The 12,597-nt window shown below is 75.9% G+C and carries 8 protein-coding genes; 2 read left to right on the top strand and 6 right to left on the bottom strand.

Annotated features, from left to right (window positions below):
• Positions 1–160: 160 nt before the first annotated feature.
• From TK50_RS10235 to TK50_RS10225, 3 genes are all read right to left on the bottom strand, one after another.
• Positions 161–1,342, bottom strand: coding sequence for a sensor histidine kinase (locus tag TK50_RS10235; protein WP_229404189.1), 1,182 nt, complete (start codon positions 1,340–1,342; stop codon positions 161–163).
• A complete protein-coding gene (locus TK50_RS10230) occupies positions 1,339–2,007 on the bottom strand; it encodes a response regulator transcription factor (protein WP_043962528.1) in 669 nt (222 codons plus the stop codon). Before TK50_RS10230 ends, TK50_RS10235 begins: the two co-directional genes overlap by 4 nt.
• 128 nt (positions 2,008–2,135) lie before the next feature.
• On the bottom strand, positions 2,136–3,449 hold the full coding sequence (locus TK50_RS10225) for an outer membrane protein assembly factor BamB family protein (protein ID WP_043962527.1): 1,314 nt from the start codon (positions 3,447–3,449) through the stop codon (positions 2,136–2,138).
• A gap of 112 nt (positions 3,450–3,561) precedes the next feature.
• Between TK50_RS10225 and TK50_RS10220 the strand changes: the two genes are divergently transcribed.
• Positions 3,562–5,436, top strand: a complete 1,875-nt coding sequence (locus tag TK50_RS10220) for a hypothetical protein (RefSeq protein ID WP_043962526.1) — start codon at positions 3,562–3,564, stop codon at positions 5,434–5,436.
• A 10-nt stretch (positions 5,437–5,446) separates the two neighbouring features.
• Here TK50_RS10220 and TK50_RS10215 read toward each other — a convergent pair whose 3' ends face one another.
• Together TK50_RS10215 and TK50_RS10210 are read right to left on the bottom strand one after the other, a co-directional pair.
• On the bottom strand, positions 5,447–7,261 hold the full coding sequence (locus tag TK50_RS10215; RefSeq protein ID WP_043962525.1) for a DUF6311 domain-containing protein: 1,815 nt from the start codon (positions 7,259–7,261) through the stop codon (positions 5,447–5,449).
• Positions 7,261–9,180: a DUF6311 domain-containing protein gene (locus TK50_RS10210; protein ID WP_043962524.1), complete on the bottom strand. Its 1,920-nt coding sequence runs from the start codon at positions 9,178–9,180 to the stop codon at positions 7,261–7,263. Before TK50_RS10210 ends, TK50_RS10215 begins: the two co-directional genes overlap by 1 nt.
• Before the next feature lie 173 nt (positions 9,181–9,353).
• Here TK50_RS10210 and TK50_RS10205 point away from each other — a divergent pair, with 173 nt between their 5' ends.
• Positions 9,354–10,544: a hypothetical protein gene (locus tag TK50_RS10205; protein WP_043962523.1), complete on the top strand. Its 1,191-nt coding sequence runs from the start codon at positions 9,354–9,356 to the stop codon at positions 10,542–10,544.
• A 118-nt stretch (positions 10,545–10,662) separates the two neighbouring features.
• Here the strand turns inward: TK50_RS10205 and dxs are convergent, their stop codons facing one another.
• Positions 10,663–12,597 carry a 1-deoxy-D-xylulose-5-phosphate synthase gene (gene dxs, locus TK50_RS10200; RefSeq protein ID WP_043962522.1) on the bottom strand — a complete coding sequence of 645 codons (1,935 nt, stop codon included), beginning with the start codon at positions 12,595–12,597 and terminating at the stop codon, positions 10,663–10,665.

The raw sequence follows: 12,597 nt of genomic DNA, 5'->3' as shown, positions 1-12,597 counted from the left end.
GCCCCAACCGCGCGACGGCTCCACCCGAGCACCCGACGTCGGGCTGCCCGCCGGAGGCGGACCCCGCCGGGTCAGCCGGGCGGGGCACACGAACAGCCGATCACGACCGGCCCCGGGGCCAGGTCAGGGCCGCCCGGCGGGCCGCCGGCCAGGCCGACCGTCAGGACCGCCCGGCGGGGGAAGGGCCGGCGACGGCGGGCACGGCGTCCGCGGCCGGCAGGGTCACCGTCACCTCCAGGCCACCGCCGGGCTGCGCGAACACCCGCACCGTGCCGCCGTGCGCGTCGCAGACCGCCCGGACGATGGACAGGCCCAACCCGGAGCCCCGCGCCCCGGTGCGTTCCTGCCCGCCCCGGCGGAACGGCTCGAACAGGCCCGGCACGTCGCCCGGGCTGACCTCGAAGCCGGTGTTGGCGACCACCAGCCAGGACGTGCAGCCGTCCGTGCCGGTGCGCACCGTGATCCGGCCGTGCAGGTGGTTGTAGCGCACCGCGTTCTCGATCAGGTTGCCGGCCAGCCGGTCCAGCAGACCGGGATCGCCCACCACCGGCGCGGGCTCCAGCGACGTCTGCACCCGCAGCCCGATCCGCTCCACCTCCCGGCGCACGGCCGACAACGCGTTGGCGGTGCCGGCGGCCAGGTCGCACTCGGTGCGCCGGCCCAGCCGCCGCCCCGCCTGGGCCTCGCTGCGGGCCAGCACCAGCAGGGCGTCGACCAGACCGTTGGCCCGTTCCGAGGCGTCGCGGACCACGGTGGCCATCCGGCGGTACTCGGCGGCGTCCGCCTCGTCGTCGCTGAGCGTCACGTCGATCTCGGTCCGCATCACCGCGAGGGGGGTACGCAGCTCGTGCGAGGCGTTGGCGACGAACCGCTTCTGCGCCTCGAACGCGGCGGCGATCCGGTCCAGCATCGCGTCGAACGTCTTGGCCAGCTCCGCCACCTCGTCGTCCGCCCCGGACCAGCCGATCCGCTGGTCGAGGGTGGCCTCGCCGAGGCGCTGGGCGGTCGCGGTGACCTGGTGCAGCGGGCGCAGCGCCCGGCCCGCCACCGCGTACGCGCCGGCCACCCCGACCACGCTGATCGCCAGCAGCGCCAGCAGGCCCTTGACCAGCAGCTCCCGGGACGCGGCGTCGACGAGCTGCCGCTGCCACTCCCCCGCGTCGAGGGACCGGCCGTCGGCCAGCAGCACGGTGGTGCCGGGCAGCAGCTCGTCGGTGGGGCGCAGCGCGTCGCGGACCAGCAGCCAGGCCAGCAGCACCAGGATCGTCCCGGCGCCCACCAGCAGCACCCCGTTGAGCAGCGTGAGGCGCAGCCGCAGGGTCGGCCGCAGGCGGACGCTCACGACAGCCCCTCGGCGGTGCGGTAGCCGGCGCCGACCACCGTCTCGATCAGCGGCGGGTCGCCGAGCTTGCGGCGCAGCGTCATCACGGTCACCCGGACGATGGTGGTGAACGGGTCGGTGTTGGCGTCCCAGACCCGCTCCAGCAGCTCCTCGCTGGAGACGACGGCGCCGCGCGCCTTGAGCAGCTCGGCCAGCACCCCGAACTCCTTGTTGGTCAGGTCGACCGCCGCACCGCCCCGCGTCACCACCCGGCGGGCCGGGTCGAGCACCAGGTCGGCGACGGCCAGCACGGGCGGGGCGGCCGGGGTGGCCCGCCGGCCCAGCGCCTGCACCCGGGCGACGAGTTCGTCGAAGGCGAACGGCTTGGGCAGGTAGTCGTCCGCGCCGAGCTGCAGCCCCTCGACCCGGTCGGCGACGGTGCCGCTGGCGGTGAGCATGAGCACCCGGGTCAACGTGCCGGAGGCGGCCAGCTCGGCGCAGATCTGGTCGCCGTGGATGCCGGGCAGGTCCCGATCCAGCACCACCACGTCGTACCGGGTGACGAACGCCATCTCGTGGCCGCTGTCGCCGTCGTAGGCGACGTCGACGGCCATGCCGCGCTTGCGCAGCCCGCGCGCGATCGCGTCGGCGAGGTTGCGCTCGTCCTCGACCACCAACACCCGCATACCCGCCTCCTCGCCGGCCGACCTCCCGACAACCTAGTGCCGGCCACCAAACCAGCGTGGCACCCGGCCCGGCCGGGCGTTCGGGCGGGCAGCCGCCGGGCGGGGAGGACCGTGGGGCGGGGCCGCCGTCAGGCGGGCAGCCGCCACCAGCCGTACGTGCCGGACTGCCGGCGGCAGACGATGTCGCGGCCGTCGGCGGCGCAGTCCCCCGCCGCGCCGGGCAGCACGTCGCGCAGCCGGACCGCCGCCCCCGCCAGGTCCAGCTCGGCGACGACCAGGCCGCCGCCGTCGCGGTCGGGCCGGGTGCCGTAGTACGGCCCGTCCGGGGTGCGGCTGAACGCCAGGTCCCAGCGCCCCAGGTCGGCGACCTCCCGCCCGGTCGCGGCGTCCAGCACGCCGAGGTGGCTGGTCGTGCCGCCCGCCTGGTCGTCGGCGATCGCCAGGAGCCGGTCGCCGCGCACCGCGACGACGGTCTGCCAGCGGGGGTTCGTCCACCGGACCCCACCGGTCGCCGGGTCCAGCCCGGACAGTCCGGAGCCCCGGTACGCGACGGCGCAGAGCACCGCTCCGCACGCCCCCGCGTAGCCGAAGCTCGGCCGCTCCACCGCCCAGCGCCGGTCCAGCCCAGCGAGCCCGTACGCGGTCACCCGCCGGACCTCGCCCTCCTCCTCGTCCTGTTCGGAGGCCAGCAGCAGGTCACCGGCGACCTCGACCTGCAGGCTCCCCTGCCAGCCGCCGGGCGGCGCGGCGAGGCCCGCCCGCACCGCCCCGGAGACCGCGTCGCGCAGCTCGATCCCGCCGGCGGCGGTGACCAGCGCCACCTGCTCGGCCGCCCCGTCCGCGTCGCGGTCGTCGAAGGCCGCCCAACCCAGGTGACCCGGCACCGACCACCGGACGCGGCCCGACGTCGGGTCCACCGACCGCAGCTCGCCCCGCTCGACGTCGTCGCCGAGGAGCAGCAGCCCCCCGCCGGCCGCGAGCGCCGGGTAGCCGGCCTGCTGCCAGCGCCGCTCGCCGGTCGCCGCGTCCACGGCGATGGTCTCCACCCCGTCCGGCTGGTAGTCGACGAGCAGGGCGACGCCGTCCCGCTCCTGCACGCCGACCAGTCGACCGGTGCTCGCCACGGCCATGTGCCACAGCGTCCGGATGCCGGCCCCCGCCCCGGCGGGCGTCCCGTGGGCGGTCACCTCGCGGGACCCGCCGCTGCCCACCTCCGGGGCCAGCACGTAGACCCGGCCGCCGAGGACGACGACCTGGGAGCCCAGCTGGCCGCCGAGCACCGCCGACGCGGGGCGCGCCACGGGCGCCGACGAGGCCAGGACGAACAGCGCGAGCACGCCGGCCAGCGCCACCCGTAACGGCCGGCCCACCGCCCGGGGCGGCCGGGGCGCGGGCTCCGGCTCCCGGTCGCCGCGCACCTCGCCGAGGTCGATCAGCGTCACCCTCGCTCCTTCCCGGGCCGTGGCCGGCGCTCCGGCGGCGCGTCCTCCCGGGCCGCCGCGGGGCGCACCGGCCGACCGGGACCGCGCGCACGCGCCTGTACGATGGCGCGTCGTGGCCGTGCCGGTGGTAGACCCCTCGCTGAACTCCGACTCCGCACCCGTCGACTCCGCACCCGTCGAAACGCGGGCCGAGTCGACCGGGCCCGGGGCGGCGGGCACAGGCACACCCCGCCGGCCCCGCTGGCGGCCGGCCCGCGCCGACCTGCTGGCCATCGGAGCGTACGTGCTCCTCGGCGTCCTCGTGTGCCTCAACTACTGGGGCGACGTCGAGCACCGCGTGTCGTCGCACCTGCCGACCGACCACAGCTGGTTCGAGTGGCTCTTCGCCCACGGCGCGTACTCCGTGCAGCACCTGGAGAACCCGTTGTTCTCCACCCGCCAGAACGCCCCGGACGGGGTGAACATGATGGCGAACACGTCGCTGCTCGGCGCGACCCTGCCGCTGGCGCCGGTGACGCTGCTGTTCGGCCCGCAGGTGACGTACGCCCTCTACCTGGGCGGGGCGCTCGCGGCGACGGCGGCCACCTCGTACTGGATGCTGTCGCGGCACCTGGTGCGTTCGCGCGCGGCGGCGTTCCTCGGCGGCGCGTTCCTCGGTTTCGCGCCCGGCATCGTGCACCACGCCAACGGGCAGCCGAACTTCGTCTCCAACTACCTGCTGCCGCTGATCGTGGCGCGGGTGCTGCTGCTGGGCGCGGCGGGGCGCAGCTGGCGGCGAGACGGGGTGGTGCTGGGGCTGCTGGTGGCATACCAGATCTTCATCAACGAGGAGATGCTGCTGCTCACGGCGCTGGCCTGCCTGGTGGTCGTGCTGGCGTACGCGGCGCAGCGACCCCGGGCGGCGTGGGCCCGCGCCCGCGGTTTCGGATCCGCGCTCGGCCTCGGCGGCGCGCTGGCGCTGCTACTCACGGCGTACCCGATCTGGTTCCAGTTCAACGGCCCGCAGTCCTACCGGGGGTTGCAGGGCGGGGTGTTCCACAACTGGGGCGAGGACCTGGTGGCCTTCGTCACGTTCGCCCGGGACACCGTGGCCGGCGACGAGGCGGTGGAGAAGACCATCGGCCTCACCGAGCAGAACACCTGGTTCGGCTGGCCGCTGGTGCTGGTGGCGCTGGTCGCGCTGGCGCTGCTGGTGCGCCGGTCGCTGGCCGCCCGGATCGTCGCCGTGCTGGTGGTCGTGTTCACCGTCGCCTCGATCGGCCCGGTGGTGCGCTTCGACGGGGCGGAGACCACGATCGACGGGCCGTGGGCGTACATCCCGGACGACCTGCCGCTGGTGGAGATGATGATGCCCACCCGGCTGGCCCTGGTGGTGGCCGCCGCCGTCGGCGTGCTGCTCGCCCTGGCCTGGGACGCGCTGGCCCGCACCGCGCCGGCCGGGACCGGGACCGGAGCCGGGACCGCCGGCCGGGCGGGCCGCTGGCTGCGCCCCGTCGGGTACGCGGCGCTCGCGCTCGCCGTGCTGCCGCTGGTCCCCCGCCCGCTGCCCGCCGAGCGGATCGACCCGCCGCCGCACTTCATCACCTCCGGCGGCTGGCGGCCGTACGTCCCGGCGGGCCGGACCCTGGTGCCGGTGCCGATCCCGAGCAACGTGCACGGCCTGCCCACGCTGCGCTGGAGCGCGCTGACCGGGCACGAGTTCCCGATCCCCGGCGGCTACTTCATCGGGCCGAACCCCGACGGCGAGGGCGTCTTCGGCGCCCCGAACCGGCCGACCAGCACCCTCATCTACTCCACGATGGACGCCGGCGTCGTGCCGCCGCTGACCGAGGAGAACCGCCGGCAGGCCGCCGAGGACCTGCGCTACTGGAAGGCGTCCGTGGTGGTCCTCGGCGCGCATCCCCGCGAGGCGGTCCTGCGCGAGCTGATGACCGCCCTGCTCGGCCCGCCGCAGCGCGTCGACGACGTCTGGCTCTGGCAGGTGTGAGGGAGCGGCGTCAGCCGACCAGGGGGCGTACGTCCCACACCCACGCGCCGTCGACCTCGCGCCCCGGGCCGACGAGCGCGTCGACGGTGCGGCGGACCGCCTCGCCCCGGTGCAGCCCGCCCTGCACCAGCACCGCCGCCCGCCAGTGCCGCAGGTCGGCCACCGCCTGCCGGCGGTCCGCGTCGGTCACCACCGGCACCTCGCCGGTCTCGGCCGCCCGGCGCAGCAGCGCCGCCGTCGGGCGGTCGGGCGCGCCCCAGTGTGCGGTCGGGTCGGCGGCGGCGCTCGGGCCGATGAAGTAGCCGCCCGGCGCGGTGAAGGCCAGCCCGGTGCGGGCCGACCAGAACGTCGCCGGGCTCACCCCCGCGCCGGTCACCGGCGGCACCGGCACGAGGGTCCGCCCGGCCGGCACGTACGCCCGCCAGCCGCCGTCGGCCACGAACGCCGGCACCGGCCACGTCGGCACGGTCCGGATCGGCGTGGGGGCCAGCGGGAGCAGCGCGGCGGCCACGGCCCCGCCCCAGAGCAGCCGCACCGGCACCCCCGGCCGGTCGCCGGCCGTTGCCGCCCCGGAGCCCAGGGCGAGCGCCCGGTCCAGCGAGAGGGCGACCAGCACCCCCAGCACCGGCACGCAGATCAGGGCGAACCGGGCCGGCACCACGAGGTCGAGCAGCGGCACCCCGGCCAGCAGCCGGTACGGCCCGGGCAGCCCGGTCGACGCGCCGTCGACCCGCACGGTGTCGCCGAGGGAGAACAGCGCGGCGAGCAGCCCGACGGCGGCGAGGGCCCGCACCAGCGGCCGACGCCACAGCCAGACCACGACCACCACGGCGAGCACCAGCAGGCCCGGCCCGAAGAACGAGTTCTCCTCGGTGGGGTTCGGCGAGAGCAGTCCGGGCACGTACCCGTCGCCGAGGACCGTCTGCCGGGCCGACGCGGTGAACGAGGCCGCGTCGAGCTGAAAGCCCCGCGCGTGGAAGGGCATCCCCCGGTAGTGCTGCGGGCCGAGGAACTGGAACCACAGCGGATACGCCAGCAGCGCCCCCGCCACCAGCGCGCCCACGCCGAGCCGGCCGAGGAGGGCGGGTGCCAGCCGGCGGGCCGCCGCCCGGTCGGCGAGGGCGTACGCCACGGCGAACACCCCGGCGGCGAGCGCCAGGAAGACGAGCAGTTCCTCGCCGACGAAGACCTGATACGCCACGAGCAGCCCGAGCGCCACCCCGTGCCGGCGGACCCGGTCGGTGCCGGGCCGGAACACCAGCGCCAGGATCGGCGGCACCAGGAACTGGGCGGCCATGTGCAGGTGCGCCCCGGCCTGGGCCACCATGCCGGGGGCGAAGCCGCAGACGAGGCCGCCGACGGCGGCGGCGACGCGGGAGCCGACCAGCCGGCGGGCCAGCAGGACGTACCAGGCGGTGGCGGTGCCGGCCAGGCTGACCACGACCGCCACGAGGAAGGCCGCCTGCGTGCCGAACAGCAGCGTCACCGGGGCCAGCGGCACACCCAGCCCGAGCACCGACGTGTTGGCCATCAGGTTCACCCCGTCCGGGGCGTTCAGGGCCGCGCTGTGCAGCGGGTTCTCCCCGGCGGTGACCGCGCGGGCCGCCCGGGCGAGCATCCACTCGAACAACATCTGGTCGTTGTCCTGGTGGAACAGCCGGTCGGGCCGGCCCCACTGGCGGCTGGTGAGCAGCACCGCCAGGCCGAGGTAGCCGGCGGCGACGGCGGCGTCGACGCTGCGTACCCGCCGGGGCCGGACGGCGACCGGCGGCGGGCCCGGCTGCCGCCGCCCGCCCGGCGCGACGTCGGCGGCGGGCGCGGCCATCAGGCCGACGGGCCGGTCAGGGTCCGCACGTCCCAGACCCAGACGTCCAGCTCGCGGCGCGCCGGGCCGACCAGGTCCTCGACGGTACGCCGCAGCGGCTCGGCGTTGTGCTGGCCGACCGGGAGCACCAGGATCGCGGCCCGCCAGTGCCGCAGCTCGTCCAGCGAGCGGCGGCGCTGGCGGTCGTCGAGCTTCGGGGTGCGGCCGGTGCTGGCCACGTCCTCCAGCAGCTCGCCGACGCCGCTGGGCCGCCCGCCGAACCGGCCCGGGTCGCCGGTGTTGCCGTTGCGCGGGGCGAGGAAGTAGCCGCCCGGGATCTTGAAGTCGAGGTTGGTGGTGGCGGCCCACCGCATCCCGTGCGTGTTGCCCATGCTCGGCACCGGGATCGGCACGAGGGTCTGGTCGGGGCCGACGTAGTCACGCCACCGGTCGGCGGTGATGAACTTCGGCACCGGCGGGCGGGAGGTGACCTTCAGCGGCATCGGCGCGATCGGCAGCAGCGCCATGACCAGCGCGGCCACCCCGAGGGTACGCATGGTGCGGGCCTCGGCCGTGCGCAGCGCCCAGACCCGCTCGACGGCCACGGCGAGCAGCACCCCCACCACCACGGTGGTGATCATGCCGAACCGGGTGGGCACGACGGCGTCGAGCAGCGGCAGCCGCACCAGGAACTCCCAGGGGCCGGTGAACAGCTCCCGGTCCCACCAGGACACCCGCTCGCCGAGGGAGAGCAGCGCGAAGAACGCGCCGGTCGCGGCGAGGGCGCGGACGATCGGCTCGCGGCGCAGCCAGAGCACGATGCCGACGGCGATGAGGGCGAGGCTCCAGCCGAGGAAGGCGTTCTCCTCCGAGTAGTTCGGCGCGAGGTTGACGTTGGCGCGTTCGTTGCCGCCGAGGGTGGGCGAGCCGGGGGCGAAGAACGCGGCGATGTCGTTGCCGTAGTCGCGGACGGCGTCGCTGAGCCCGTGGTATGCCATCGGCCCGGCGAACTGCACGTAGAGCGGGTACGCCAGCAGCGACCCGGCCAGCACGGTGCACACCGCCACGGCGACGCCCAGGGGCCGCCACGCGGACGACCACAGCCCCGGCCGCTGCACCAGCACGGCGATCAGGAACACCCCGCAGGCCATCGCCGTGAAGAGCAGGATCTCCTCGTTGATGAACGCCTGCACGGTGACCAGCAGCGCCAGCAGCGCCCCGTCGCGGACCGGCCGCTTCGAGCGGGTGATCACCAGCACCCGCCAGACGATGAACGGCAGCAGGAACTGGCTGATGATGTTCGGGTGCCAGTTGGCGTGCGAGAGCATCGCCGGGGAGAACCCGCAGAACCAGCCGCCCACGGCGGCGGCGAGCGGGTTGCGCACGACGTGCCGGGACAGCACCCGGTACCAGGCGGCGGCGGTGCCGGCGAGGCCGCAGGTGACCAGCACCACAAAGGAGACGGCGGGCCCGAACAGCAGGGTCACCGGCACCATCGGGATGCCCAGCGCCAGGACGGCCGTGTTGGCCATCAGGTTGACCCCGTCGGGGTAGTTGAACTGGTCGGTGTAGAACGGGAACTCGCCGTGCAGCACCACCCGCACGGAATGGGCGAGGAAGAACTGCACCTGGGCGGGGTCGCTGCTGTAGAGCGAGGCGACCCGGCCGGCGGGGTCGACCCAGATCTGGCTGGTCACCCAGAGCGCGGCGAGCAGGAAGAGGCCGTAGACGGCGAGGTCGCGCCGCCGGGGCGTCCACCGCCAGCGCCGCCGGCTGCGGGACCCGGCGGATCCGGCCGGGGCCACGGCGGTCGCGGTCGAGGAGGGGGCTGCGGCGGCGGGCTGCGGGGCTCCGGCGGGCGGCGGGGCGGCTGCGGGCTCCGCGCCGGCCGGGGGCTCGACGGTCGGAGGCTCGACGGTCAGGGGCTCGGCAGGAGTCACAGTCGGCGGAGTCTACCGGAGGCGGGGCCGCGCCCGACAATCACCGTTGCGTCCCTTGTGGGCGGTCGGCGCGCGGCTCGCGGCCGGGGATCGAGGTGCCGGTTCGCGGCCGGCCGCCGTCTCGTACCATGTGGGGCGCAACACGACCGGCGACGCGATCGGGGGCGTAACAGGTGGCTTCAGCGCGCCGGCACGGCGGGACGGCCACCGCGCTGCTCGCCCTCCTGCTGACCGCGACGGCCTGCGGACCGGTCGCCGACCGCAAGCCCGACGCCCTCCCGGTGGGCTACGACAGCCTGGACGGCACGCTGCGGGTGTGGCCGGCACGGGGCAGCCTGGCCGGCGACGCGGCGGCGACGGCGGCGGTGACCGACGCGGTCCGGGCCTGGCGGACGCCGGTCGACGACCGGGCGCACCTGCCCTCCTCGGGGATCCTGTGGTCCGGCGAGGCCGACGGCACGCCGCTGGCCCTGGTGGCCGCCGACGTCCCCGGCGAGAGCGCCTCCTGGCTGCTGCAGCTGAAGCGCGACGGCAACCGCTACGTGGTCGACCGGGCCAGCGAATACACCGACCCCGGCTACCTCGTCTACTCCGACGTGCTGCCCGTGCAGACCAGCGCCGGGCGTCGCTACCTGCTCTCGGAGCGGGTGGAGCGGCTGCTCGGCCCGAAGGGCCGGGCCCTGGTCACCCGCGACGGGCTGACCGACCTGGTGGACGTGCCGGCCTGCCAGGCGGTGCCGCTGACCGCGACGCTGCGGGCCACCAGCTCGCTGCCGCGCGGCCGGGCCGCCGACCGCCTGCTCGACCTGGGTACGGCCACCACGGACCCCCGCTACCCCCTGGTGCGGGACGAGACGGGCTCGGGCCGGCGGGCGCTGGACGACCTGGACACCTGCGAGCTGGCCGACGAGCGGGGCCCGTTCGGCAGCATCCCGCGCCGCATCGGCGACCGGGACGCGCCCCGCGCCGTGCCGGAGTCGTGGCCAAGGGGCAAGGTGAGCGTGCGCGCGCTCGGCGAGGTGGCCCTCGGCGGGGGCGACCCGGCCGACCTGGAGCAGCTGAGCTGGGAGACCGGCACGGGGACGATGACGGCCGTCGTCTACCGCCCGGCGGCCGGCGACCCGGTGTTCTCGCCGGCCGACCGGGCCAACACGCTGCAGGCGTACGTGCTGCCGGTGCCGGGGCAGCCGCTGGTGGTGCTGAGCTGGCGGGCCAACCGCTACACGTCGCTGTCGGTGCCCCCGGGCACGCCCCGGCTGGTCGACCGGCCGGGGCTGGTGGTGGTGCCGCAGCCGACGAGCAAGGCGACGTTCAGCCTGGCCGGCGCGGAGAAGACCTACTACCGCTCGGTCGGCGGCCGCTAACCCGCCCCCGGCCGGGGCCGGTTGGCGACGCGGCCCCGCCGCGACACGCGGCCCCACGGCGGGCAGAGGAGAAGGGGCCCCTTCTCGACGCCTGGCGTCGAGAAGGGGCCCCTTGCACTCAGTTGGGCAGGCGGACCGGCTCGGCCTGCTGCTCGTCGAGGCGGGAGATCCAGCCGGTGACGTCGCGGGCCACGTCCTGGGCGGTGAGGCCCAGGTCGGCGAGGATCTGCGCGCGGGTGCCGTGCGGGTGCCAGTCGGCCGGCACCCCCAGGTCCCGCAGCGGCACCCGGACGTCGGCGTCCCGCATCGCCTGGGCGAGGGCGTCGCCGACGCCGCCGACGCGCACGCCGTCCTCGACGGTGACGACGAGCCGGTGGCCGGCGGCCAGCTCGACCAGCTCGGCGGGGACCGGGCGCACCCAGCGCGGGTCGACCACGGTCACCCCGTAGCCCTGCTCGGCGACCCGGGCGGCGACCTCCATGCCGAGGTGGCCGAACGAGCCGACCGCGACCAGCAGCACGTCGGCGCGGTCCGCCTCGGCCAGCACGTCGACCGGGCCGACCCGGCGCACGGCCGGCAGGTCGGCGGCGACGGTGCCGGTCGGGAACCGCACCACGGTGGGGCCGTCGTCCACGGCGATCGCCTCGCGCAGCTCCTCGCGCAGCGTCGCGGCGTCCCGGGGGGCGGCGATGCGCAGGCCCGGCACCACCCCGAAGACGGACATGTCCCAGATGCCGTAGTGACTCGGCCCGTCCGGGCCGGTGATCCCGGCCCGGTCCAGCACGAACGTCACCGGCAGCCGGTGCATCGCCACGTCCAGCAGGACCTGGTCGAACGCCCGGTTGAGGAACGTCGCGTAGACCGCCACCACGGGGTGCAGCCCACCGAGGGCCAGCCCGGCCGCCGAGGTGGCGGCGTGCTGCTCGGCGATGCCGACGTCGTAGACCCGGTCGGGGTGCTTGCGGGCCAGCTTGGCGATCCCGGTCGGCTCGGCCATCGCGGCGGTGATGCCCACCACGTCGGGCCGGGCGTCGGCGATCGCGACCAGCTCGTCGGCGAAGACGTGCGTCCACTTCACCGACGGCGCGGCGACCAGCTTGCCGGTCTCCACGTCGAACGCGCCGCCGGGGCCGTGCAGGCAGTCGGCCTCGTCCTCCTCCGCCGGCCGGTAGCCGTAGCCCTTGCGGGTCACCGCGTGCACGATCACCGGGCCGCCGAAGTGCTTCGCCGCCCGCAGCGCCGACTCGACCGCCGCCAGGTCGTGGCCGTCGACCGGGCCGACGTACTTGATGCCCAGGTCCTCGAACATGGCCTGCGGGGCGACCGCGTCCTTGATGCCCTTCTTGACGGCGTGCAGCACCTCGTACATGGGGCGGCCGACCAGCGGCGTCGAGCCGAGGGCGTCCTTGACGGTGTCGAGGACCTTCTCGTAGCCGGGGTTGAGCCGCAGCGACGACAGGTGGTCGGCGAGGCCGCCGATGGTCGGCGCGTACGACCGGCCGTTGTCGTTGACCACGATCACCAGGGGGTTGCCGGAGGTGGCGATGTTGTTCAGCGCCTCCCAGCACATGCCGCCGGTCAGCGCCCCGTCGCCGACGACGGCCACCACCGACCGCGACTCGCCGCGCAGCGCGTACGCCTTGGCCAGCCCGTCGGCGTAGGACAGGGCGGTGGAGGCGTGCGAGTTCTCGATCAGGTCGTGCTCGCTCTCGGCCTGGCTCGGGTAGCCCGAGAGGCCGCCGCGCTGGCGCAGCTTGTCGAAGCCGTCCTGCCGGCCGGTGAGGATCTTGTGTACGTACGCCTGGTGGCCGGTGTCGAACAGGAGCCGGTCCCGGGGGGAGTCGAAGACCCGGTGCATCGCCAGTGTCAGCTCCACCACACCCAGGTTGGGGCCGACGTGCCCGCCGGTGCGGGAGACCTTGGCGATCAGGAAGTCACGGATCTCGGCGGCGAGGATGTCCAGCTGCTCGGCGGTCATCCGCTTCACGTCCTGCGGACCCCGCACCGTGGCCAGCAGCCGGCCGTGGTTGGCCGTGTCCTCTTCAGCACTCAT

The organism is Micromonospora haikouensis (assembly GCF_000876225.1).
GTDB classification, from domain to species: Bacteria; Actinomycetota; Actinomycetes; order Mycobacteriales; family Micromonosporaceae; genus Micromonospora; species Micromonospora haikouensis.
Note: the sequence above shows the minus strand (reverse complement) of the source record. Positions and strands in the feature narration are given on the sequence as shown.

Bases quoted from the DNA above. Each gene is read 5' to 3' on its own strand.
- TK50_RS10230 (WP_043962528.1), bottom strand. From the start codon at position 2,007: ATGCGGGTGTTGGTGGTCGAGGACGAGCGCAACCTCGCCGACGCGATC.
- TK50_RS10215 (WP_043962525.1), bottom strand. From the start codon at position 7,261: ATGGCCGCGCCCGCCGCCGACGTCGCGCCGGGCGGGCGGCGGCAGCCG.
- dxs (WP_043962522.1), bottom strand. From the start codon at position 12,597: ATGAGTGCTGAAGAGGACACGGCCAACCACGGCCGGCTGCTGGCCACG.